We start from the raw sequence: 23458 nt of genomic DNA, 5'->3' as shown, positions 1-23458 counted from the left end.
TAGGAGATTGGCTCCGCACCCGTATGGGCGGAGCCGGTTGATCAGATCGACCAACTGCTGCGGAACGCAGCTGTTGGCGCGCGCGCTTGACATCGAGGACGCCTTGCACGAGGAGCACGACCGTCAGGAGCAGGGTCAGATCGACGAGGGTCTGCAAGCTGCGGCTGGTCAGGACGCAATCGTACACCTGTCGCATGTAGATCGCCCCACCCAGCATCAGCAAGCTCACAAGCCCTGAAAAACTCCCGCGACGATCAGCGCTCCACGGCACGCTGAAAGGGCCTCGGAAACATCGTTTGAACGAGTCTGCAAGGTAATCACTCGGCGGTGCGCAAGAGGATTGGAAGGTCAGAACAGTAGCAACATGTCGGCGCCGCCACCTCCGGTAGCAGGCTACGGAAGCTCCCATTTCCACGATGGCGTAACATGCCCAGTGCAGACCTCCGTGCCGAGCTACTCGCGCAATCCCTCCATGACCCATTGAAAATTGGTCTTCCCGTTCAGCAACACATCGTCGGGACGGGGAAGAATTCCATTCATGTTGGTGTGTTCGCACATGACAATCCCACGGACCGCAGTGCCGTAGGCATTAGGCGCGTCATAGGTTAGGAATACCTGTATTTTCATGGGCTTTGTCTTCCCATTGTCGAATGCCCAAAGTTCCATAGTTCGGTTGCTCGGAGACGCTCCCGCGAGCTTCTGCTCAAATTGTTCTCGGGTCAGCGGCGTTTCGTAGTGAGCATATTTCAGTCGCTTGTACCCGGCAGGCGATCGCAAGCGGCTATGCAGCGCCTCCTCGCAGATGCTCACGATCTTCGGTTCGAAGACATCGCATCCACCGGTCAGCGCAGCGACCGCTAGACCGGCGCAGAGCCCCATCGTCCGGCGTCCGGCTCGAGAGTCGCGCTTCGTGGCCGCCTCATTCAGCTCACTGCCAGCGCATGCGGGATGATGAAAGAACCTGATCATCGTGCGAGTTCGACTGCGTCGACCATGATGACGCGACCGGAGGCACCGCACAGCTTTATGCCGACCTTCACGCGACTTCCTTCTCGGAGCAGCGTTTGGAGGCCCTCGACGATCCAATCGATCTGATAGCGTCCAAGGTCACGCGTTTCGACGTGAACGTTGAGGGCGGTCCTGCGACCAGCCCTGTCCTCCAAGATGACCGTGGTAGGGCTGGTCCCGCCCGCCTCGAAGCGGCGCGCAACAACACGGCCCGTGATCGATGAGGGATGACATTCGCGATCAGGGTAGAGGTTGGCCAATCGCAAGACGCGAGATTGGGTTCGATCGAGCGTGAAAGAGGGCGTGGCTTCGGCGACCGAGACGCCAAGGAGCAGCACCATAGCTGCCACGACACCCGAAGAGCGGTTCATCATCGTTCCTAGTTCCTGCTAATGGACAATCGGTGGCGAGAGCGGCGCATAGCCCCGTCAGGCGCGGCGGCGGCGCTATTCCACATCGACGTAGACCTCCAGACCGGTGGCGCGCTGAATGCAGCGGGCGACCTGCGGGACGCGAAGGCCAAAGCCGTTCAAAGCGTCGAAGTCGAAGCGGACGAGGGGCTCATTGGTCGTGGTCGAGCGGCCATAGCTTGTCGTGAACAGCTTGACCGAGAAAGAGGTGGGATAATGCAGCCGGGAGCGCACCACTCGCTCGCAGGCCTCGTAGAGCGCACTTGTGTCGAAATCGAGCTTCGCTGCTGGCCGCTGAACCGTTGAAGACGGTGTGTGGAGAGCGGATCGGACCGCAACGACTAGCCCATAGCCGCAAAGCCCTACGACCGCCAAAACACAGGTAAAAAATACCGTAGCTGCAAGATATTCGCGCCCGTTGCCGCGTAGCTTGACTTGCAGGTGCGCGGGTTGCGGCGGCTGAATATCGGCCCGAGCGGACCGTGGGCCAGTTCTATTTGTTGCCCCGTCTACCGCCTGCCGATCATCCTTGAATTTGCCCGGCGCAGCTCCGCCATGAACGGCGACTGCTTCCGGAATCGTGTGGATGACCTGGCCATTACGAACCTGGAAGCGCAGCGGTACATCACGTGCCCAAGCGCCCCGGTTGGCCCCGCCAGGCATCCGCCCATCCTTCATGCCCTGCCCCCTGCGTATGCGTCGCGCCGACCACATAACCATGGTGCATGGAGAATATCCAGTTTTGGGATAAACCGAATTTGGGATCAGCTTGACCGGCGCTCTCCCGCTTTCGGTCGGTCATGCGAAGCGCCCACCTTCAGGATCACTACGAGACGTTCCGCGCCACGCTGATCGCAGCTCGCAAGGGCGCTGGGCTGACGCAAGCTCAGCTAGCGTCCAAATTGAACCGGCCCCAATCCTTCGTCGCGAAAGTCGAAAACGGTGAGCGGCGTTTGGACGTGGTCGAGTTCACCGAATATGCCGAGGCGATCGAGGTAGCGCCGATTGTCCTGTTCAAACGCATACTGAAGCTATGGCAGGGCCACGACGTCGGGACGACCGCCCCCTCTTCGCCGCGTGCTAGGTGAACGGGCCACGGATCGGCACATTACTCGCGCGCGCATGCGGCGCGGTTCACCACCGTCTTCCGACAAACTCCTCCGCACCGATAGAGTTGCTCACCTGGCAAGGTATTCAACGGCCAAAGGTTTCGCTTGCCCGTCATGGCGCCGCGGGGCCGAGCATAACTCAGAACCGTCAAATAGGACTGGACTGCGCCGGGGAACGGAGCGTCTGTGTGTCACAAGGCAATGGCCACGGCGACTAAGGAACAGATGAGCACCTCCGGTACCTCCAGCACAAAGCGCGGCAGAAGACGTCGGAGCCGCGGACCTCGAAATCCGCACTTGGGGAATCCAGTCGTCGCTGACTGCGCGAGAATCGAGCGACCGCTGGAGGCGAACATTGCCCCGGCTATTTCAACCGCGATTTCCATCGCCCGGGCGGATATCGAGGAATGCGTGATGCTCCTGCGTCACGCCGACGACCTAGCGGTGAAGGGAAAGACTAAACTTGCCTTGGACCGAGTATTGGATGTCGAACCGCGACTTTTCGAGACGCAGCACCTCTTGAATGCCGCGACCCGAATGTATCGAACGTTAAAGGGCGCCGCGCCACCACTATAGTCGACCCTCCTTCTCTCAGTCTCCCCTAGCCGCCCGACGATAGCGTTCGGCGGGCTCAAGGCAGTGCCGGCCCCCGAGGCCAGGCGCTACCTCAGAGGAGTACAAGAGCCCGATGTCCCAACTAAACGTCTCTGCCCGACCAGTGCTATCGATCGTCGATCAAACGGGGCACTTGCCGTCCAATAGTGACGACGTACGCCGTTCCATGATCGGCGGCTCGGATGCGCGCGTTATCATGGGCTCCGATGAAAAAGCCCTTCGCGACCTCTGGCTTTTCAAACGCGGGCTGCGAGACGGCGACGACTTATCGGGAAGTCTACCCGTACAACTCGGTATCTGCACGGAAGATCTCAACCGACGCTGGTTCGAACGGCAAACACGGCAAAGCGTGAGCCATGTTCAGCAGCGAATTTTTGACCGGGATTTTCCCTACCTGGCCGCGACCCTCGACGGGCTGGTAGGAGGTTCAGGCCACGTCTTTGAAGCGAAATTCATGCTGCCATGGTCCTTCAGCGAAGAAGCCGCGGCTGAGAAACATATGCCGCAACTCCAGCACAACATGGCTGTGTCTGGGGCGAATGGTGCGCAGCTCTCTATTATTACCGGCGGTGGGCGGTGGGTCCTGATCGAGGCCGAAGCGGATGCCATTTATCAGGCCGCGCTCAGAGAGGCTGAGGTCAGGTTCTGGGACTGTGTGAAAACCGGTCGCGCTCCCTCGCTGATCGATGCTCCCCCGCCCCTACCAAAAGCAGAGGTCGTCCGCATCGCCGATATGAATTCGCATACAGAATGGTGCTCGCTCGCCGGGCGCTACCGCGCAACGAAGCAGGCGCACGATGAACACCTGCAGACAAAGGAAGACTTGAAAGGGCTGGTTCCCCGCGATGCGGTCGAGGCGATTGGCGCGGGTCTAAGGGCCAAGCGATCGAAGACTGGCGCTCTTTCGTTCGAACTGTTGCGGTGAGGAGCGCATCATGGCGAACCATTCTCGCGCTCAACAGCACATTGCCCGCGCCCTGTCGCGTGCGCAGCTTGAGCTTCAGAACCCTGCAGCACGGCACGAAGGCCAAATCCGACGATCGTTAGCGTCGGGCTCGTCGCTTCTTGAACCCTATCGCTATGCCAGTCTCGGCGATGGATTGGCGCTAATCCGTCCGGTGCTTGGCCGACATGGCCTGTCGGTCATCCAAGTCACTCGGGCAGACAAGGCGTCGGGCCTCCTGATCCTTGAAACACGTCTCATCCACGAGTCCGGTGAATGGCTATCGTCCGACTATCCGGTCACGCGCCTTGACGGTGTAGGGTCTGACGATCCCAGGCAGACCGGCGCTGCGCTGACATATGCACGTCGCCAGTCACTCTTTGCACTCATCGGCATTACCGGGCAGGCTGACACCGACGGCGTTCTCCCCACGACAACCGGCGACACGCCGAGCACCGCGTTGGATGGCCAAGTTGGTCTCCAGGAGGTGCAACTCTCCAAATCTCCAGCCGCAGAAGCGAATCAGGAAGAAGAACATAGCCGGACGCAATCGACGCCTGCTCGACCGCGAACGCCCGATCAGACGAACGTAGGGCGCCGCGACATGGGTAGTTGCGCTGATCCGCGGACATCCGCTCTACGCGCTGACGTGCTCATCGCGGAAATCTCACAGGCCGCGGATGATTCTGAGCGTCGACAGTGGGCAATAGCGAACATCAAGCGCTTGAAGTCTCTGCTTCCCGAGGATCGCGCGCGTTTGAACGAACACTATCGAGCCTGCACATCCCATTCAGGCAAGAAAGGCGAGCCATCGACAGCACAATGCCCGGCAGATCAAGGGCCGGTGACCGCACGACGGATGAAGCCCGCCACAGCCATGGGCGAGCTTGACCGGAACCGGCGCGCCGGCTCTCAACCGCCGGCAGCGGGGCCCGCGGTCGACGCGGCGGTGGCGCAGAACGCTGGCCGGTCGACACCGGACTCTCTGACAACGCGGGGTAACTTGTGATGAAGCGCAAGAAACCGTGGTTCATTCAGTGCCCAAAACATCCGTTCGCCAGAACGCGAGATCGTTTGCCAACACGTTTGCGCGTTGCTGTCATCGAACGCCAGAATGGCCAATGCGCATGCTGTGGGTGTCTTCTCGGGCCCGACTTCACGGAAATTGACCATCACCCGCCGCTAGCTTTGCGCTTAGATCGGGACGCTCCTCACGATCCCGCAGGGCTTCAGGCTTTGTGCTCGGTATGCCATGAACAAAAAACAGCACGAGACTTGCGTCAGATCGCGAAGGCCAAGCGTCAGGCAATTCTCGAAGAGAAGCATAGGGCCCTCATTGCCCTCAAGGTGCCTGGCCGTCCGCGGCCTCCGGCTTCCGTGCGGCGATGGCGGCTCCGTTGCCAGAAAGAACGCTGAGTGACTTCACCTAAGTGCATAAGCGCATTCAGTTGTGGTAGGAGGCTTCAGGCCTATTGGCCTGCGTACTGGAGCCTTCGTCCTTGCAGCAATGGAAAAGGGCCCAGGAAACTGCGTTAACTTGAATTTCCGCACTAGAATGGCGGCCTGAACAACAAACGGCATTTTACGTGCGACGAATTATTCCCTTCACACGAAACGCCACTGAACCCGCACTGAAGGTCGGTTCGGTTGTTTTACACGACTACGCGGTCACAATTGCCGCGTTGCTCTTGGCGGTCCATTTGCGCGGGGAGCCAAATTTAGGCTCTGTCAATCTTCTGATACCGGCCACTGCTTTCGGTATTTTCGCCTTGGTGGTCTATCACTCTTGCTCGCTCTATGCTGCGCGCTGGCGGTTTGCGTCGCTTTTCGATTTGTTTGGCATCGTCAAGGCGGTGACCATCCTGACCGTGGTTCTACTCACCGCCGACTACATGATTTCTCCTCGCCTCTACGAGGGGACCAAGCTGCTTGGGGGCCGGACCTTAGCTATCTATTGGTGCTTGCAAATCATTCTGCTGGGGGGACCCCGTGTTGCCTATCGAGCTTATCGAGGCTGGCGGCAAAGCGACTTGGTCCGGCGTGACCCATTGGCTGCGATTGTAATTGGCCGAGCGTCTGACGCAGACTCCGTTATCCGCGCCGTCGAGGCAGGCTTGGCCGGCCCTATTCGCGTCTATGGAATTGTATCGCCACTCGTTCGGGAAACCCATCAAGGTGTCCGAGGTGTGCCGGTCTGGGGAACAATCGAAAACTTGGAGGCTGCGGTGCAAGCGGCGGTTGAGCGCGGAATTACGCTTCAACGAGCAATTATTGCTCCGCAGGCGATGCGCAATGTGCCCCTAATCGAGAATGTGATCGGCTCGTTGAGACGGCTTGGTATTCCTGCCATCCGTCTCGATACGACGGAAGCCACAGGCTTGGCGCCCCAAGCGCGCCTTCACGCGATCATCGACGACGACCTGCTTCTGCGGCCGTTGGTTCATGTCGACGATGCGCCGCTGCGCGAGTTCGTACGAGGAAAGCGCATAATAGTTACAGGCGGCGGCGGCTCGATCGGCGCAGAACTTGCCTTGCGAAGCGCTGAATTCGGGGCTGAGCGTGTCCTCGTGCTGGATCATTCGGAAGTTGCGCTCCATGCCTTGCTTCAGCGCACCGAATTGAATGGCCTGGACGGCATGACCGCCATTGAGGGCCGGCTATGCGACGTGCGCGATCGCGCCCGGCTCATTGAAATCACCGAAGCGTTTGCTCCCGACGTCGTGTTCCACGCGGCCGCGCTCAAGCATCTGCCTCATCTCGAACGTGAGGTATCGGATGCCGTCCGGACCAATGTGGCGGGGACGGTCAACGCGGCCGATGCCGCGATTGCCGCCGGCGCAGCGGCCTTCGTCCTCGTGTCGACAGACAAGGCGACCAAACCTGCTTCCATCCTCGGCGCCACCAAGCGTATTGCCGAGCTCTATACGCAATCGGTTGGGTCGCGCCCCGGTTTTTCGCAGAGCCCGAGCCGCCGCACGCGACTTGTGGCGGTTCGTTTCGGAAACGTGCTTGGCACCGCAGGGTCCGTCGTGCCGCGATTCCGAGCGCAGATCGAGGCCGGCGGCCCGGTCACAGTCACACACCAGGACATGGTCCGCTTTTTCATGACCAAGCGAGAGGCAACCGACCTGTTGCTGACCGCGGCCCAAGTGACCACAGCAGAGGCCGCCAGCGCTCCGTCAGCGATCCTCGTACTTAATATGGGCCAGCCTGTCAGGATCGACGATCTGGCTCGGCGGATGATCCGCCTCGCAGGCTTCGTACCTGGCAATGGGATCGATATCACCTATGTCGGATCCCGCCCTGGGGAGCGCATGTCGGAGATTCTTTTCGAGGAACGGGAATCTCAGTTCGATATCGGCATCCATGGCATCGTGGCCGCTGAGGCCCAAACCCTGCCCTGGCCCATGCTCCAACCAACGCTCGCCGACTTGCTCGCCGCCTCCGACGCCGGTGACGATCAGAAGGCGCGACAGATCATCAGCAGCCTTATCCCACAGATCGGTACGCCCGGAAAAGTCGTATCGCTCCCGATATCGAGAAGCGTTTCCTAACAAACGACCCGCACCAGCGGGGATGATTCAGGCTCTGACCGCGCGTCGGTAGACTGAAACAACCCGAGCGGCGATTTCGCCGTCAACGGCGGACGCCTCAACCTCGGCTCGCGCTGCGGTGCCCATGGCTGCGAGATCGGCGCAAGCGGCCTCGGCTATGGCCGAAGCGAGAGCTCCCGCATCACCAGCGGGGACGACCCAGCCGGTTTTGCCAGCCGTGACGAAATCGCGGCAACCGGGGACATCGGTGACGATGGCCGGGCGGCCGGCAGCGGCTGCCTCCAGCAGAGCCTTCGGCAGCCCCTCCCCACCGCGCGATGGCAAGAGAAAAACGTGGGCGCCGGCGAGGAGAGCCGGAACGTCGTTCCTCGCTCCCAAAATATAGACGCCGGGGGTCTCGGCGAAGGCGGCAAGCTCGGTAGTACCGTAAGATCGCGGATTGGCGGTATCGGGGTCGCCTGCAATCGACAAAGTCGCATCGATCCCCTGGGCGCGGGCCTCCACCAACGCCGCCACGGCCAGATCAGCACCCTTCGATCGGATCATGCGGGCCACCATTATCAGCCGCAGCGGCTGGAGGGGCGGAAAAGGCTGCGGTTTGAAGGCGGCGAGGTCGACACCGACCCCGACAAGTTGTACCAGGCGGCCGGCGCGCGCGGCACCATCGAGTCCAAGCGCCACGCTGTCCTCGGCATTCTCCGTCAGCCAGATCGTTGCCGACCCATCCAGCGAGCGGGCGAGGCCTTTCGCCACCACCTTGGCTACGCCGCAGCCAATGCCTGTGCTAATGGCGAGGAAGCCGAGGCCGGTAACGCTGACGACAGTTCCGGCAGGCCGCGCCAAGCGGCGGGCGAGCGCAGCGATGGCCATGCCATGCAGGCCGAAGGCATGTATGATGGTCGGCCGCGACGGGTTAACGAGGCGCGCCACCTGCCGGGCGGCCGCCCACAGACCACGCGGTACAAGGCCTCGGCGCTCGGCCGGGCTCGGCACGAAGCCGATGCCAGCAGCAGTAATCTCGCGATCCGCATCACCTGAAGCCGCCGCGACGATGACTTCGAAGTCGGCTGCCACAGCCGCCTTTGCCCAAGGCAGAAAATGCGAACGGAAGAACCAGGCTTCGTTGATGACGCAGACCACCAGTGGCTTGGTCATTAGATACCTTTGGACAGCCCGTCTGCCTCCTGCGGTCGATCCGTCATCGAATTCTTGCCTTTGGCCGCCCACAGTGAGACAACAGCGCCAATTCTGCCGACCGTAGCGGAATCGGGTCGGCAGGAACAGCGCCACTAATAACGGAAACTCATGCAATCGGTCTCGGAAGAAGTCGAACGCTGCCTACCCTATTTTATTCGCCTTTGCGTCAACGGCGTCGTCGCGAGCGGAGCGCGGTTGGATGAAGCGGCGATCGAGGTAGCCAGGGAACTTCATGGGCGCCTGCCCTTCTCGGTTGCAAAAGAACTCAAATTGCATTTCGAGATAGCGCTTAAGGAGCTTGTTAACTTGGTGTCGGCGCTTGCACCGCGACTGCCGCCGCAGCTCTTGCGAGACTTCGCCCAGAGGGCTTCGGAGGCACAGGTAGCCGCCACCCTAGCACGCTCCCTTAGAGGAGTCCTTAGCCCGGAGATTGTGTCACAACCGACTAGCTCTTCCGCAAACGATTGATGGGCTGCTGGCCGCCGCGAGCGGTGGATAACACAGAACCTTTGGGCATGACCCGAACCGAAGGCTTGGTTCGCCTCGATCAAGTAGCTGCCAGCCGAACTGAGCTCTCCTTTGTGACCGGCCTTCGTCCTCCTGAACGAAGCTTCCTCTCCATGACTAGGAAACTCAAGCCGATTTGATCCCGCAAATCGCCGCGGGTCAATACCACTTCATCCCACGGATTTGTTTGCTCGCCCAGTTCCAGTTGTAGCTCTCAATCAATTCACGATCAAATAGCGTATTAAGCCCAACGCGGGCAATACCAAAGATGATCTGGCGCCTTCTTGGCAGCTGATGAAACGGCACGTCATAGAAGCCGCGCATATCGAAAAATTGGAATAGGAAACGGTACATGTCGGCCACATGCGGAGCGGCGTAGCTTTTCGTGATACGGTACATCTCATCGATCACACGTTGGCCGGCCTTGCTCGTCAGGTTGTTCTCTGTGAAGTGGTACACCGACAGCACCTGAGGGGTCCTCAGCCAACGGGCGCCCGCACAGCTCAGCCGATTCCACCACTCCCAGTCAAAAGCTAGTCGATAGCTAACATCCAACTCCCCGGCCTGCCGGTGCAATCTAGCGCGCCAGAACGTGCTTGGCTGTTCGATCTCGTTCTTCAGCGCCATACGCCGCTCGAACCCCTCAGGTACCTGGGTCACTGCCTCACTCCCATCGGCGAACACCCGCCGACAGCCGCCCGTCACGACGTCGATCTGAGGGTGCCGTCCGAACAACTCCATCACGTGCGACACCGCGCCCGGCGCGAACTCGTCGTCCGCATTCAGCCAGCACAATATGTCTCCATCGGCGACCCGAAACCCCTTGTTGAGCGCATCAGCCACCCCGCGATCTGGCTCGCCGAAGAAATGGTTCACGAACCCGCCGTTGCTCCTAATCACTTCGACTGTCTCGTCGGTGCTGCCGCCATCAACGCAGATCATCTGCAAATCTGGCCACCCTTGCACTCGAATCGATTGAAGCGTCCGACCGATCGTTGCCGCCGCATTGAACGTCGGCGTCACAACACTTAAGCGCAAGGTCATGCCGAGGTTCCCCCGTGTGCCAGGTGCCGAACCTCTTCACGGACGCCGAGATGGTACATCCGGCGGCCGAGGGCGAACCACAGCAAACGCCCCGCACCTTTGGCACTGTGATGCGGTGTCACGACCAACGCCCCCACCGTGGAATCAGAAATCGCGGGTAGGTCCGATCACCTCTCGTGACGTGCTTGACTAGCGCATCGCCCGCGTCGTTCGCGCGCACCAGTCGTAGTAAGTGCCCAGCATGGAAGCGCTGCGGAACGAAATGGTGGTAAAAGCACCAGCGAGGACACGTACGCATTCTTGAGACCAACCTGTCCAGCCGACATCATCAGCTGCAGCGAGCCTTGTATGAGGTCAGCACCGCGCGGCCCTGACGACCAACCGGCCGATGTCGGCGGCCTGCCCCCATTTCGAGGCTCAAGCACATCACTCGGCAGCGCTGGTCGACTCCCAAAGCCCCCAGCGGTCCGACAGCATCCCCGGAATCGGCGACATCGATGCATTGTCAACGAGAAGAGCGCTGTCCGTGAAAGCACATTGCGCCATCGCTGCCAGCACGCGCTGGAGGATCTCGAGACGAGGATTGTGCGTGCAGATGCCCCACCGACAGCGTAGTCACGCCAGTCATCCTGACCGTTAGCTGAACCATGTCACGCCGCGAATTTGCTTCGCCGCCCAGTTCCAGTTATAGCTGTTGACAACATCCTCGCCAAATACACCGTACAGGAAGTTGAGCGTTTCGCCCAACGTTTGCTGACGCTCGGGTGGCAGCTGCGAGAAAGGCACATCGTAGAAGCCGCGCATGTCAAACGACTGGAATAGAAAACGGTACATGTCAGCGACATGTGGGGCGGCGTAGCTTTTTGTGACGCGGTACATCTCGTCAATCACACGTTGGCCGGCCGTGCTCGTCAGGTTGTTTTCGGTGAAGTAGTATACTGACAGCACCTGGCGGGTTGTCAGCCAACGCGCGCCCACCCGGCTTATCCGGTTCCACCACTCCCAATCAAAGGCCAGGCGATAGCTTTCGTCCAGTTCCCCCGCCTGCCGGTGCACCCGCGCACGCCAGAACGTGCTCGGCTGCTCGATCTCATTCTTCAGCGCCATCCGGCGCTCGAAGCCGGTCGGCACCTGCGTCACTGCCTCGCTATCGTCGACGAACACCCGCCGGCAGCCCCCGGTCACCACGTCAGTCTCCGAATGCTGCTCGAACAGTTGCATCACGTGCGCGATTGCGCCGGGCGTGAACTCGTCATCCGCATTCAGCCAGCACAGCACATCGCCATCGGCAACGCGGAACCCCTTGTTGATCGCATCGGCCACTCCGCGGTCCGGCTCACTGACAAAGTAGTTCACGAACCCGCCGTAGCTTCGGATTGCCTGCACCGTCCCGTCCGTGCTGCCGCCATCAATGCAAATCATCTGCACATCTGGCCACCCCTGCGTCCGAATCGAATCCAACGTCCGCCTTACCGTCCCCACCGCATTGAACGACGCCGTCACAACACTTAAGCGCAAACTCATGCCAAAGCTCATTTCATTTTGCGATGCTGCGCACGCGCGCCAAAATGGTAGGCAACCTGCGCCACTGCAAACGCCAGGGACTTCTTCTTCTCTCCATAGAAGGCCCATCTAAGCAACTTGTAGAAGGCACCGTCAGTTCTGTAATAGTCGGGAAGCGTCTGTCGCCCTTTTAGCAGGGTCTCAAGCACTACATGGCTACCCCCATACGCATGCATCAGCTTCATCAAATACTTAAAGCGGAATCGATGCGGACTCAGGTGATGATGGAGCACCAAGCTTGGCTCATAGGCACTCTTCATGCCAATGCGGACAGCACCTCGCATCAGAATGGAATCATCGCACGAGGCTAGATTATTATGGCCAGTCCTGCCGAGCTTGAAGAAGTTTTCGTTTTGCAACGACTGCGCCTTATAGGCATCCAGTACTCGGCGGTGCACCCAAGCGCCAGCGCCGGCAGGCTCCCAAGGACCCCATTCATCCTTATCTCCGACGATGACATCGTCACCATAGTCCTTGATGCCAAGATACGGCAAGAACGGGTTGACCCAGGCGACGGGGCGCAAGTGCTCTGGGAGAACCAGCTTGCCTCCGAAGCAACCGTACTCAGGATGGCGGTCGATCAGCGCAAGTCCGATCTCAATGAAATCCGACTGCAATTCGTTGTCGTCGTCTACAAACAAGATCCAACCGCCGCGCGTTTCGTCGATCGCGCGGATACGCGCCCGAGATAAGCCAAGACGAGATTCGACGACGATTTCATGCTCTATGCCACGTCGGGCAAGTGGCGCAAGGTCCGCAGCCGTCAGCGGGAGTGAGGAGGCGTTGTCGATTAGCAGGACTCGAAAGGTCGATGGGGCAACCGATTGTGCTGCCAGCGACTCCAACGTCAATCGAAGGACGTCAGCACGGGGGTTGTGAGTACAGATGCAGACGTCAAGCTTTGTCTTTTCCATGATGCAGCACGTAGACCCATCGATATGTTTTCGCGAATCGTCGCAACGGCTCAATCTCGGCCTCCAGGCGCGCCATGCGATCCCTAGCTTGCGCCAACTGGCGCTCGACGTTTTCCAGCCCGGCCGAGACGGTGGCCACATTGCGTTCCAGACTATCAGCCATCGCGCCAAGCCGTTCGCATACGGCATCCGCACGCCGAGCCCAGGCTAGATTGGCTTCCGCCTCAGCACGCGCGCTTGTAAGCATCGCTTCCGTGCGCTCTGCCCATCCCTGATTCTCGGCCGCTAAACGCTGAGCAGCAGTTGCCTTCTTCTCGGCGTTCTCAGCCCAGAGCACAAGCTGCGCGTGCAGTTCCTTGCCACGTTCGCGCTCCTCGTCGGCTTGGCGCGCCCACTCCCGAGCCTGTTCCGTGTCCACTCGAGACTGCTGCAACAGCGCTTCAGTCCTTTCCGCCCAGGCGCAGTTTTCACCCGCCACCGCTTGAACAGCGGCGACACGCCGTTCTGCATCTTCGTTCCATTGTCGCAGTTCCGCTAGAAGGGCCTGATCGCGCCCGTGCTGCTCATCGGACCTTCTGGCCCACTCGTAAGCCTGCTGCGCTTCACGCCTAGCTTCGGCGAGCAGGGCCTCCGTCCGTTCTGCCCAGCTCTTGAATTCCAACGCTTCGGCACGAGCTTTAGCCACCGTTTCTTCGGACTGCTGAATCCAGTGCCGAAGCGAATGCTCCAGCGCACGCTGCTGCTCCAGCGTGGCCTCGGCCTGATTTGCCCATGCTTCAGCATCGCCAGCGCGTTTGCGCTCCGCTGCGGTAAGCTTGTCCGAGCTTCGACCCCACTCGATAGCCGCCGCGAGCTCGGTGGTCGTACGGCGCAACTCTCGAGAGGTTCGCACAAAGGCGGCTGGCAAGGCAACTTCCGCGACACCCGGTGCAAGGCCCGGAAGTGCAACGGCCACCTTCTTTGGCATGCTCGACCCGCGACGGAGCAGGCGTTCGTAGAGAGCTAAGTGATCGTCGGCAAGACGCGGCAGAGAGAAACGTCGATACGCATCGTCGCGAGCGGCGATACCAAGCTTTACGCGAAGCGCTTCGTCGTCCGCCACACGAGCAATTATATCAGCAAGCCCCATCCGATCACCTACATCGACGAGCAATCCGGTGCTGCCATCGATGACGATCTCCGGGATACCCCCCGCGCGATAACCGATCAATGGGGTGCCACAGGCCGCGGCCTCGATCCCTGTGTTCGGTTGGTTGTCTTCCAACGAGGTCAGCGCAAAAGCGTCGACTGCACGGTAGGCATCGGCGAGCTGCGCTTCACTCGTCAGCGCACCGAGCCGAATGACCTGAACCCCATCGACCTGGATATCGTCTGCGAAGTGACCGAAGCACACCATGCCGATCGGTGATCGGCCTTGGGGCCGGTTAGCGGAAGCCTGCTCGAGCGCTGCCTTGAGTTCGCCGAAGCCCTTCCGTCGTTCGCGCAGGTCAGCCGCGCCGAAGCCGATGTATCCGCCACTTAGGTCGAGTCCAAGACGTCGCCGAACTCGCGCCTGCTGCTCGGGACTAAAGACCGCCGTGTCGACGCCGTTGGCGATAACTTCGATTGCTGTCGTTCGCAGCGGCAGGCTCGATCGTGCCGTCTGCGCAAGCCAACGGCTGGGACAGACACACACAAGACGCGAACCCAACGCAGCGACTGCCTCAGCCCGGGAGGCCAGTTGTATCGACACGGCTCTGGCTGGATCGGCCTGCAGCTGAGGACAAGCGTCACAGTCCGTGGCAAAGCCGCGGCATCCAGCAGAATAGTGGCACCCCCCCGTGAACGGCCACATATCGTGAAGCGTCCAGACGATAGGTCGCCCGAGTTCGCCGAGCGCAATCAAGTCCGCCGAGGACAGGAACCTCGCCACCCAATGAAGATGGATGACGTCCGGCTGATGGCGCTCCACTGCTGCCCGCAAGGGAAGCCGGAATGTCTCGAGCGAAAACAAGGTGTCGCTCAGATCGCTTCGCCGACTGTCGATATAGCCGTCCTGCAATGCCTCGCCAAGCGCGATGGCGTCGTCGACATCAGATACCGAGTTCAACGAGAGTGTGCTCGGCGCGGCGGACCAGCGGCTCAACATGAGAGCTTCGGCACCAGCTCCTCGCAGCGCGTGACACAGGCGCGACGCAGCAATCGCAGCGCCGCCACCGGCGTCCGAAGTGCTCAGGTGCAGCACTTTCACGTCACCGCCCCGCCACTGACGCCGATCCGGCGCAGATCGGCCCGTCCAGCTGAACTGGGACGGCACCCAGGTTGGACAGCGCGAAGCACCGCTCCGAGATGCCAGCGTCCTGCAGGTAGCTGCGGATCTTCCCTCCGTCGGTATAGTCGATTGCAACAAACGGTGCGCCAATCACATGTGCGAACACGACCGAGTGGAACCGCATGCAGACGCACAGATCGGCCTCAGCCATCGCCTGGATGATGTCGTCGGGCGACTTAGGCTCCAGCACGACGGAAAGCCTGCAGTCGTCCAACCGCGCGGCAAGGCGCCGGGCAAATAGTCGGTCATCGTGCCCCACATGGAAGTAGTGCATCGACCAAAGCTCAATGCTGTGCGTCGGGTTTGCGTCGAGCAATCGCCTGATGAGGTTCGCCAGCTTCTCCTCTGCTTCCTCGGGCGTCGTCTCCTGCCGGTAGTGCCATGTGAGCTCCCGCAGGAAGCAGCGGATGATATGCGACCGGCGTCCGCTCGCCTTTCGTCCTGTTTCGCGGACGTACCTGACCGCTGGATCCTCGCGGACCACAATTGGCTTGTCGACGCCTAAGCGGCGAGCCAGGTCAGCCGAGGCTTGATCCCGAACTGAGATCGCCGACGCCCGACGAAGGATCGTTGCGACCTCACCACGATACCGCTCATCACGCAATGGTCCCAATCCGCAACCGTAGACGACCGCAGCCTTGCCCGCTGCGCGAAACCGCAGGAAGGCCGATGCGATGAGGCGGGTCTCGTCGATGTCCATCAACGGTCCGCCGGCCATGACGATTGCGTCGGCCTTCTCGGCGGCCAGCGCGATGCCGGGTTCGTCCCGGCCGATGAGTTGGAGCCGAGATGTCAGGCGAGCCGGCAGATCGGGCAAGGTCACCCGCGTGTACTCCGGGAATAGGCTGACCAAGGTGAAAGACAGTTGTGGATTCGCCTGTAGAAGCTCTGCCAGAATTCCGGCCAGGATCGCAATGTCGCCTGCCGTCTCGGTGCCGTACCAGCCGACGAGCATCAGGTGCTTGCACCGTTTCGCGTCGAAGGCCGCGGCTTCCCAGTCAGTGTCCGACCCTGTTGGGCGCGCGAACAAGTCGTCGGACTCGCCAGCGCCAACCTGCATCTTCGACACGGTCTCCTCGGACCATTCGTCGTGGTAGTCGTGGATGCAACTGCGGCACTGGTCCCGAATGATCCGTTCGCGGTCCGTCCGCAAGTGCTCGACGACTTCGATGGGCGAAACTGTCATTGCGTGTAGTTCGCCTTGCGGGGCGCAGACGGCGATCCTGCCGAGACAATCGACACTCAACGCGTCTGGGCGCTGGTAAGGGCAGCAGACAAGACGCTCGCCGCCCGTAAGGAGCGACAAGATGGATTTATAGGTGCGCTTGACGTGATCGGCCGGTTCGTACTCCAGCAGCAGCCGATAGAAGAACGAGACAAGGTGCTTGATCTGCGCCGGTTCGAACGCCCTGATTTCATCCACCGCGCCGGTGTTGTACAGGCGGCGAATGAACTCACCCACTCGGAACCTCACATAAACCCCATGCCGCAGGGCCCATTCAAGGAGGTCTTCCAGACCATAGACATTGGACTTGACGATCGTGCAGCAGGCTGTCGCATCGATTCCGGCTTCCCGCAGCCCCAACAGCGAGCGCTCCGCTCGACTGAATGAACCCAGCCTGCCGCGCACCCGATCATGGACCTGTCCGACGCCGTCGATGGAAACCATGCCGGCAAACACACGACCGGCGCTTCCGTAAGCGGCGCCCGCTTTGCCGTAGACGTCAAGACATCGCGCCGTGCTGAATCCATTCGTGATGAAGTATCCGCCCTTCAAAGACGGAACGGCATCAAGCGCAGCGGTGTAGAAGCGGTCAAGATCAGGCCGCAGTGTGGGTTCGCCGCCCGTGATACCGATGTGTTCGACTTCGCTGAAGAACGGGTCGCGCAGCATCGCACCGAACTGTTCCGGTGACAGTTCCACATCGCGCCGCTTCTTCCAAATCATGCACATCACGCAGCGGGCATTGCAGATGTCGTTGACTTGGTAGTTCAACACTTTAGGACGCCGCACAGCATCCACTTGCGCCGACCACTCGACGGACAGACCAACGCTACTCATGTGATGTCGCTCGCAATCGACCGGCGTCTAGGTCAATAGGCAATCCGTCTGGACCGAATGCGACGATCGAGGCAGCGCCCTGCAGATTGACGAGTCCGTGATGCGGCAAAGCACCAATGCCCCGTGTCGAGGGCCAAATGACGCTGAAGGATCCGACATCCGGTACCTGCACAACGCGTGTTCGATTCTCATCGATTTCGGCCCATGTCAGCGCCCCAGCTCGGGCAAACGCGTCGCGGGGCAACTCGCCGAGCCCTACTTCAAACGTGTACTCGCCAGGCGACAGGTCAAGCCGAATCGTCTGCACAATACGCACGAAGCTTCCCGCGGAGAGCCTGCTAGGCGCCGGTGCATCGAGTTGAAGGGTATTGCGGCCGTGAACAATCGTGCCCTTCTCCGAGTGTAAAACAACACCGGCAAAGGGTACCTCTATATCACTGTCGACTACGTACTCATGAACGAAGACCGCAGACTCGCCGGCCCGAAAGACGCGCGCGGCCTCACCACTGCCGCTGAGTAGCCCGACGCGGACACAGCGAGCCGAGCCGTTGTTGAACTGAGGGAGGCCGGCGACTCGGAACTCCGCTCCGTCGGGCAACGCAGGACGTTGCGTCGACGCGAGCGAGTTCTCGATGTCGGCAATGACCTCTTGCCGACTTGGCTGGCCCTGAACGCTAATATGATAGTGCTTGATCGCCTGCGAGGGCAGACCGCTGAACGTGCAACGACCATGATCAAGCACCAGGGCACGGTCACAGTGTTCCTCGATGTCGCCCATACTGTGAGTAACGATGAGCACCGATGCCCCCTGCTCCCGCAGCTCTTCGAGTCGTCGATAGCACTTCTGCCGGAAGAACACGTCTCCCACTGCAAGGGCCTCGTCCACGATGATGATTGACGCATCCACATGAGTCTGCACCGCAAATGCTAGGCGCATGAACATGCCGCTTGAGTACGTCTTAACGGGCTGCTCGGCGAACTCGCCGATGTCTGCGAATGCGAGGATCGATGGCAGCTTTGCGTCGACCTCGGCGCGCGACATACCGAGGATCGCGCCATTGAGATAACAGTTTTCGATCCCAGAGAACTCCGGATTGAACCCGGACCCGAGCTCCAACAGCGCGGCGATCCTCCCGCGCACCTGCACGCTGCCAGTCGTCGGCCGCATCGTCCCTGTAATGATCTGCAGGAGTGTGCTTTTGCCGCTGCCGTTGCGCCCGACGATCCCAACCGTTTCCCCAGCTCTGATCTCGAGGCTGATGTCGCGCAGCGCCCAGAACTCGCGATGCCATTGTTTGAACCGTCCCAGCAGAAGCTCCTTGAGCCGGTCTTCTCGTCGGTCGAAGACCCGGTAGGCCTTTGACACGCCACTGACTTCAATGACGGGTGGGGTCATTTCTCACACGGTCGAGTAGACCGACGACAAGACGAAAGCTGATCGACATCGGCGCCTTGGAGAACCAGTGGAAGGGAACACGTCCGTAATGACCGCGCAGTATGGCGAATGCTTCATGATCGTACGCAAACAGGTACCCGGACGGTCTTGGTCGCCAAGTGAGCACGGGGCGTGGCAACAATCTGACTTACCAGCACTCGCGACAAATAAGCCCCGCCGGCAGCGATATGAAACAATGCCTGGCAAGGTGGTCATGGTCGAATCGTTCCGTAACATAGCGGCTGATGTGCCGTGCCCTGGCGATCACGTTGGCATGAGCGAACGCTGCAGGAACAGACTGATCGTTCGAGAGCAGCTCATATAGCTTGCCCGGTGTACCCGGCAAGTACAGGCCGCCGGCGTTCGGCCAGGCGACAAAAAAGCCCCCGTGGCCCGCGCGATGCCAGCGTTGATCGCGGCCGCCTCGCCGTCGTCCAGATCCATCTGCAGCCAAGCAAGTCGCGGACGCCAATGCTCGAGCTCCAAGCCGGCGTCTCAGAGTGCATCGGAGAAGTCACCGCGCGCCCGATGGAAGAACGAGAGGGCAGTCCACGCGAAGGAGTAGGTCGCGGCGCTCGCGATCGCCAAGCCGGCCACATCCGGCCACAGTCCTTCAAGCATCACCGCCCTTGCCTGCGCAACGACGAATGTCAGCGGGTTAAGGATGAACAACCACTGATACTCCGCAGGCACGAGTGAAAGATCGTAGAAGATTGGCGTGAGAAAGAGGAGCGCCATAGAAATAGGACCAACCGTCTGTTGCAAATCTCGAAGGTAGACGCCGAGTGCACCGAACAGCCAACCGACCCCCAACGCCAGCATGACAACCGGAAACAGAATGAGAGGCAGTGCTAACATCGTGGGGGAGAGCGAACCTTTCACTGCCAAGCAGAATACGGTCCACACGACCAGCCCACTGCTGAACGTTACGAGCGAACCCAGCACGTTCACCCACGACAAGATCTCGAGCGGAAACACCACCTTTCGAACGAGGTTCGGTTGAGAAGATATCGACGTTGCAGCGCGCGATAGGCAGTCCTGGAGCACACCGAACATCAACAGACCAACGTAAAGGACCAGCGCGAACTCGGCCGCTGTGTCGGTGCGAGCCCACTTTGCTCGCAAGATGAGGCCGAACACGGTCGCGTAGACGCCGAGCAGCAGAAGCGGTGTCAACAGAATCCAAAGACAGCCGCCAAGGCTGCCGCGATAGCGGGATTCAACGTCCCGCCGTACCAATGCAAGAGCCAATGCTATGTGACGCACAAGGACAATGAAGGGCTCGCGCGAAACCACAGAAGAACCCGGCGCCTGCGAAGTAGGAAGACGGGAGTCAAAGCTCATAGAACGCAGGTACATTGACTGGCCAACGGCGCGAACGCTCGGCGCATTAGCGGCATTCCAATAGAAAAACAAGCATTACGTGTACATCTGATCTGCTTAGACAACTAAATAAAAAGAGCATCTCATCCCATTCGCTCGTACAACATCGTCCCCGGCCAGTCGACATGCCTCAGCAGAAAATCTACAAGGAGTTCAGCAGAATCAGGCTGCCAAACTAGCTATTATCACAAAGCTGCCATCGGTGCCAATCTCGCTCGAAATGATCACTTTTCTGCGAACTGCTCCTTTTGCAACGATACGCTAAACGCCTGACTGCGCAAACGCGACGGAAGTGCGACAAAGCGAAGGAAGCGCTATCCGGTTGGATATTGTGGAACACCACGTTCCTTAGGCGAAGCCGCACCGCTACCACTTCAACTCCACCTTAATCGGCGCCCGCCCGGACCATGGCCCGCTGCCCGTTCCACGGACAGCGAATTAAGCGAATCCACGAACGTCATACTCGCCTCGACACAGGTCCCAAAGTTCACCGAGGATTGAATGTCTACCAGCTGTTACCAGCGCCGCCAAAACTCAGCGCCTGCCCATCTTAGACGGGCGGAATACACCACGCTTTTTCTCGTAGGGTAAACCATCGCTGAGCAACATCGAACAAATCCGCCGATGGCTCGTTGTGTCCAGCGCGGCTGCGCCAATCTCGCCTGCGACCGTTCGCATCAGGACAGGCGGGATCTCAACACTGTCCGTAACATGGACCGTACGATCACGACATTGAAAATTGCTTTTATGCGTTGAGCAACGTTGCGGAGTAGCTCACCTCCCACTACAGCAGCGATCGAAGAGTCTCAACGTTCAGCCGCTACGTTCAATTGCTTCGGGAAATTCCCCCAGAAAGTTCGATATGAGCAACAGCATGTCAATCGCGGATCAAGATTTCGGCATGAACGTCGCTCTCCGGGGCCTTGTGCAGCGTGGTTACGCGCCTGCCGTAATATTCGACATTGGCGCGGCCGACGGCCAATGGTCCCGCACGGCTCTTCAGACCTGGCCCCACAGCAAGGTGGTGTGTTTTGAACCACTACCACAGCGAATGGCGGCACTGGACGCTCTTCAATACGACTTCCCGGGGCGGGTTCAGGTGCTCGCATGCGGCGTGTCCGATTCCGATTCCAGCCTCAGCATCGGCGTGACCGACTCTTTGTTCGACAGCAGCTTTGCGTACGGCGGTAAGTCATCGATCAGTGTGCCGGTGTACCGGCTCGACACTCTGCGTGCGCAGGGCCGGATTCCTGATGCGAATTTCGTTAAGGTCGATGTGCAAGGGTTCGAGAAGCGCGTGATCGACGGCGGGGTCGACCTCATTTGCTGTGCAGATCTCGTGCTGTTGGAATGCCAATTTTTGCCCTTTTGCGCCGACATGAGGACGTTGGACCAGACCATCGCCCACATGTCGTCGCTGGGTTTCATTCCTTATGAGTTCGTAGATCTGCTCCGGCGGCCGCTCGACGGTGCGATGGGGCAATGCGATATCTTATTTGTAAGACAAGGGCACGCGCTTGTGTCCGATCTGCGGTGGATTGCTTAGCGCCACATTGGAGAAGCTCGAACCGTGAGCGTTTTTCGAGCGTAGTGAAGCAGCGCCCAATGCGATTTCGCAGCCGATAGACCGCCTCAGCAGCGTCCCTTTGACCGCAAGACCGCATGCCTCCGAAGGCTGCCATCACCTCTGACGCTCCGCGAGGTGGCGAACATCCGGCTGCTCCGCTTCAGCGCGGCTGCTAAAACGCGGCGGCCGAAAAGGGGCGAGGCTGGCTTCGCGCAGCTCGCAAACATGATCGGCAGACCGCCTTATGCTCACAACCGTCGGCACTCGACAGTCCGACGCCAAAGCCTCGAGGCCTTTCGTCTATATATGGGCTACTATAATTTAACCAGTGTCCACTCAGCGCTCTGACGTTGCCCCCAGTTTTTATCCAGCGATGAGTTCGTTCCGGCGGTTGGTGAAGCGCTACCCGTTTCTAGGCCAGCCGGCGCTGGGATTTTCCGGGGTTTTGAAGCGCTACCCGTTTCTAGGCCAGCCGGCGCTGGGATTTTCCGGGGTTAAGGCTCATGCCGGCAGGGGCACCGGAGAGCCATTCATCAGCGCGATCGGTGGCTTATTGCCGATGGCGCTGTGTGGCCGGAACTCGTTGTAGTCTCTACGCCAAGCCTCCATTTTCGAGCGGGCGTCGTCAAGGCTCATGAACCATTGCGTGTTCAGGCACTCCGCCCGGAACTTGCCGTTGAACGACTCAATGAAGCTGTTGTCGGTCGGCTTGCCGGGCCGTGAGAAGTCGAGGATGACGCCCTTCTGATAGGCCCAGAGATCGAGGTCGCGGCTGACGAACTCCGACCCCTGATCAACCCGGATCGTCGCGGGATAGCCCACTGATGCACAGACCCGCTCAAGGGTCAGCACTACATCCTCGCCCCGGTAGCTGAACCGCGCATCCACCGCCGGCGAGAACCGCGAGAAGGTATCGACAACCGTCAGCACCCTGATCTTGCGTCCTGTGGCGAGCTGGTCGTGGACAAAGTCCATCGCCCAGGTCTCGTTCGTTCGGGTGGCCTCACGGCGGTCGTCCCGCAGCTTTGCCTTTACCCGGCGCTTGGGTACCTTGTTGCGCAATTGCAGCCCTAAATCCTTGTAAAGACGATAGATCCGCTTCGGATTGACCGCCCAGCCATCCCTGCGCAGCAAGACGTGGACGCGGCGATAGCCGTACCGTACCCGCGTCTCGCAGATCTCCTTGATGCGCTGCTTCAGCTCTGCCTGCGTGCCACGCTTCGACTTGTAGACGTAGAGAGCCCGATCGATCCGAAGGGCGGCGCAGGCTCGCCTGGCCGACACCTTCCAATCACCGCGAACCTTGTCGACAAGCTCCCGTTTGCGCGCAGGCCTTAGAGCTTTTTTGCCAGAACGCATGGCCTTGTCGAGCGACAGGTCGGCCACGATCCGCTTCAGCTTGGCGTTCTCCTCCTCGAGCTGCCGTAGCCGCCTCATCTCCGAGGGCATCAACCCCGCATACTTCTTCCGCCAGTTGTAGAAGGTCGCGTCCGAGATGCCCGCCTTCCGGCAGACCTCGGCGACCGGCGCACCGTCCTCCGCCTGCTTCAGCACGAAGGCAATTTGCGCCTCCGTGAACTTCGACGTCTTCATGGAACTCTCCTCGTCCCCAACCCGGGGATCATAAGTGGAAAATTCCAGTTCAAACTGGCCTAGATCGCGGGGAGCACGTCAGCTCGAGTACCTCATCCCGAGCAGGTCGAGTGCAATGCAGGCTAAATCCGTGTCCAAAAAATGCTAAGGACGATCACCGTCGACCAGCCGACCCACCTGCCGGGAACGGCTGGCCCCGGGCTATAGACGGTTCGCGACTTCCCCGTCCAGATCGAGTGCCGC

The 23458-nt window shown here is 60.2% G+C and carries 18 protein-coding genes; 6 read left to right on the top strand and 12 right to left on the bottom strand.

All coding sequences use genetic code 11. The annotated features are described in order from the left end of the window. Positions 1 to 453: 453 nt before the first annotated feature. The 3 genes from JNK84_RS23120 to JNK84_RS23110 all read right to left on the bottom strand — a co-directional run bounded on the left by JNK84_RS23120 (position 454) and on the right by JNK84_RS23110 (position 2096). On the bottom strand, positions 454 to 969 hold the full coding sequence (locus JNK84_RS23120; protein WP_293428576.1) for a hypothetical protein: 516 nt from the start codon (positions 967 to 969) through the stop codon (positions 454 to 456). Continuing rightward, positions 966 to 1382 (bottom strand): hypothetical protein, encoded by a 417-nt coding sequence (locus tag JNK84_RS23115; protein WP_293428575.1) that lies wholly within the window; start codon positions 1380 to 1382, stop codon positions 966 to 968. The genes JNK84_RS23120 and JNK84_RS23115 overlap by 4 nt, the downstream gene beginning before the upstream one ends. A 72-nt stretch (positions 1383 to 1454) precedes the next feature. Further along, on the bottom strand, positions 1455 to 2096 hold the full coding sequence (locus JNK84_RS23110) for a hypothetical protein (protein ID WP_293428574.1): 642 nt from the start codon (positions 2094 to 2096) through the stop codon (positions 1455 to 1457). A 122-nt stretch (positions 2097 to 2218) separates the two neighbouring features. Between JNK84_RS23110 and JNK84_RS23105 the strand changes: the two genes are divergently transcribed. The 5 genes from JNK84_RS23105 (at position 2219) to JNK84_RS23090 (ending at position 7639) form a co-directional block, all read left to right on the top strand. Beyond that, complete coding sequence (locus JNK84_RS23105; protein ID WP_293428573.1) at positions 2219 to 2506, top strand: helix-turn-helix domain-containing protein; 288 nt, start codon at positions 2219 to 2221, stop codon at positions 2504 to 2506. 709 nt (positions 2507 to 3215) lie between these two features. Continuing rightward, entirely contained in the window at positions 3216 to 4067 is an 852-nt protein-coding gene (locus JNK84_RS23100) for a YqaJ viral recombinase family protein (protein WP_293428572.1), read from the top strand. Between the two features lie 10 nt (positions 4068 to 4077). After that, entirely contained in the window at positions 4078 to 5094 is a 1017-nt protein-coding gene (locus JNK84_RS23095; protein WP_293428571.1) for an ERF family protein, read from the top strand. After that, positions 5094 to 5501 (top strand): HNH endonuclease, encoded by a 408-nt coding sequence (locus JNK84_RS23535; protein ID WP_367272390.1) that lies wholly within the window; start codon positions 5094 to 5096, stop codon positions 5499 to 5501. The genes JNK84_RS23095 and JNK84_RS23535 overlap by 1 nt, the downstream gene beginning before the upstream one ends. A gap of 170 nt (positions 5502 to 5671) precedes the next feature. After that, positions 5672 to 7639, top strand: coding sequence for a polysaccharide biosynthesis protein (locus JNK84_RS23090; RefSeq protein WP_293428570.1), 1968 nt, complete (start codon positions 5672 to 5674; stop codon positions 7637 to 7639). Positions 7640 to 7666: 27 nt separating this feature from the next. Here the strand turns inward: JNK84_RS23090 and JNK84_RS23085 are convergent, their stop codons facing one another. From JNK84_RS23085 to JNK84_RS23050, 8 genes are all read right to left on the bottom strand, one after another. Further along, the gene (locus tag JNK84_RS23085) at positions 7667 to 8794 is read right to left on the bottom strand and encodes a glycosyltransferase (RefSeq protein ID WP_293428569.1); all 1128 of its coding nucleotides are present in this window, start codon (positions 8792 to 8794) and stop codon (positions 7667 to 7669) included. Positions 8795 to 9502: 708 nt separating this feature from the next. Further along, complete coding sequence (locus JNK84_RS23080) at positions 9503 to 10387, bottom strand: glycosyltransferase family 2 protein (RefSeq protein ID WP_293428568.1); 885 nt, start codon at positions 10385 to 10387, stop codon at positions 9503 to 9505. 636 nt (positions 10388 to 11023) lie between these two features. Next, positions 11024 to 11923, bottom strand: a complete 900-nt coding sequence (locus tag JNK84_RS23075; protein ID WP_293428567.1) for a glycosyltransferase family 2 protein — start codon at positions 11921 to 11923, stop codon at positions 11024 to 11026. Continuing rightward, positions 11920 to 12864 (bottom strand): glycosyltransferase, encoded by a 945-nt coding sequence (locus JNK84_RS23070; protein ID WP_293428566.1) that lies wholly within the window; start codon positions 12862 to 12864, stop codon positions 11920 to 11922. Before JNK84_RS23070 ends, JNK84_RS23075 begins: the two co-directional genes overlap by 4 nt. Beyond that, positions 12845 to 15094, bottom strand: a complete 2250-nt coding sequence (locus JNK84_RS23065) for a glycosyltransferase (RefSeq protein ID WP_293428565.1) — start codon at positions 15092 to 15094, stop codon at positions 12845 to 12847. The genes JNK84_RS23070 and JNK84_RS23065 overlap by 20 nt, the downstream gene beginning before the upstream one ends. Before the next feature lies 1 nt (position 15095). Then, positions 15096 to 17237, bottom strand: a complete 2142-nt coding sequence (locus JNK84_RS23060) for a polysaccharide pyruvyl transferase family protein (protein WP_293428564.1) — start codon at positions 17235 to 17237, stop codon at positions 15096 to 15098. Continuing rightward, the gene (locus tag JNK84_RS23055) at positions 17230 to 18633 is read right to left on the bottom strand and encodes an ABC transporter ATP-binding protein (protein WP_293428563.1); all 1404 of its coding nucleotides are present in this window, start codon (positions 18631 to 18633) and stop codon (positions 17230 to 17232) included. Before JNK84_RS23055 ends, JNK84_RS23060 begins: the two co-directional genes overlap by 8 nt. A gap of 534 nt (positions 18634 to 19167) precedes the next feature. Then, positions 19168 to 20031 carry an ABC transporter permease gene (locus JNK84_RS23050; RefSeq protein ID WP_293428562.1) on the bottom strand — a complete coding sequence of 288 codons (864 nt, stop codon included), beginning with the start codon at positions 20029 to 20031 and terminating at the stop codon, positions 19168 to 19170. 886 nt (positions 20032 to 20917) lie between these two features. Here JNK84_RS23050 and JNK84_RS23045 point away from each other — a divergent pair. Next, positions 20918 to 21601: an FkbM family methyltransferase gene (locus JNK84_RS23045; RefSeq protein ID WP_293428561.1), complete on the top strand. Its 684-nt coding sequence runs from the start codon at positions 20918 to 20920 to the stop codon at positions 21599 to 21601. A gap of 522 nt (positions 21602 to 22123) precedes the next feature. Here JNK84_RS23045 and JNK84_RS23040 read toward each other — a convergent pair. Further along, the gene (locus JNK84_RS23040; RefSeq protein WP_293428560.1) at positions 22124 to 23215 is read right to left on the bottom strand and encodes an IS3 family transposase; all 1092 of its coding nucleotides are present in this window, start codon (positions 23213 to 23215) and stop codon (positions 22124 to 22126) included. Positions 23216 to 23458: the final 243 nt, after the last annotated feature.

Origin of the sequence: Phreatobacter sp., from assembly GCF_016793595.1 — a bacterium.
In the GTDB taxonomy this organism is placed as follows: domain Bacteria; phylum Pseudomonadota; class Alphaproteobacteria; order Rhizobiales; family Phreatobacteraceae; genus Phreatobacter.
The sequence above is the reverse complement of the archived record's forward strand: the minus strand, read 5'-3'. Positions and strand labels throughout refer to the sequence as shown.

What these genes read in the sequence shown, in the direction of transcription:
- JNK84_RS23120 (WP_293428576.1), bottom strand. Translation starts at nt 969, where the DNA reads ATGATCAGGTTCTTTCATCATCCCGCATGCGCTGGCAGTGAGCTGAAT.
- JNK84_RS23115 (WP_293428575.1), bottom strand. Translation starts at nt 1,382, where the DNA reads ATGATGAACCGCTCTTCGGGTGTCGTGGCAGCTATGGTGCTGCTCCTT.
- JNK84_RS23110 (WP_293428574.1), bottom strand. Translation starts at nt 2,096, where the DNA reads ATGAAGGATGGGCGGATGCCTGGCGGGGCCAACCGGGGCGCTTGGGCA.
- JNK84_RS23105 (WP_293428573.1), top strand. Translation starts at nt 2,219, where the DNA reads ATGCGAAGCGCCCACCTTCAGGATCACTACGAGACGTTCCGCGCCACG.
- JNK84_RS23100 (WP_293428572.1), top strand. Translation starts at nt 3,216, where the DNA reads ATGTCCCAACTAAACGTCTCTGCCCGACCAGTGCTATCGATCGTCGAT.
- JNK84_RS23095 (WP_293428571.1), top strand. Translation starts at nt 4,078, where the DNA reads ATGGCGAACCATTCTCGCGCTCAACAGCACATTGCCCGCGCCCTGTCG.
- JNK84_RS23535 (WP_367272390.1), top strand. Translation starts at nt 5,094, where the DNA reads ATGAAGCGCAAGAAACCGTGGTTCATTCAGTGCCCAAAACATCCGTTC.
- JNK84_RS23085 (WP_293428569.1), bottom strand. Translation starts at nt 8,794, where the DNA reads ATGACCAAGCCACTGGTGGTCTGCGTCATCAACGAAGCCTGGTTCTTC.
- JNK84_RS23080 (WP_293428568.1), bottom strand. Translation starts at nt 10,387, where the DNA reads ATGACCTTGCGCTTAAGTGTTGTGACGCCGACGTTCAATGCGGCGGCA.
- JNK84_RS23075 (WP_293428567.1), bottom strand. Translation starts at nt 11,923, where the DNA reads ATGAGCTTTGGCATGAGTTTGCGCTTAAGTGTTGTGACGGCGTCGTTC.
- JNK84_RS23070 (WP_293428566.1), bottom strand. Translation starts at nt 12,864, where the DNA reads ATGGAAAAGACAAAGCTTGACGTCTGCATCTGTACTCACAACCCCCGT.
- JNK84_RS23060 (WP_293428564.1), bottom strand. Translation starts at nt 17,237, where the DNA reads ATGAGTAGCGTTGGTCTGTCCGTCGAGTGGTCGGCGCAAGTGGATGCT.
- JNK84_RS23055 (WP_293428563.1), bottom strand. Translation starts at nt 18,633, where the DNA reads ATGACCCCACCCGTCATTGAAGTCAGTGGCGTGTCAAAGGCCTACCGG.
- JNK84_RS23050 (WP_293428562.1), bottom strand. Translation starts at nt 20,031, where the DNA reads ATGTACCTGCGTTCTATGAGCTTTGACTCCCGTCTTCCTACTTCGCAG.
- JNK84_RS23045 (WP_293428561.1), top strand. Translation starts at nt 20,918, where the DNA reads ATGAGCAACAGCATGTCAATCGCGGATCAAGATTTCGGCATGAACGTC.
- JNK84_RS23040 (WP_293428560.1), bottom strand. Translation starts at nt 23,215, where the DNA reads ATGAAGACGTCGAAGTTCACGGAGGCGCAAATTGCCTTCGTGCTGAAG.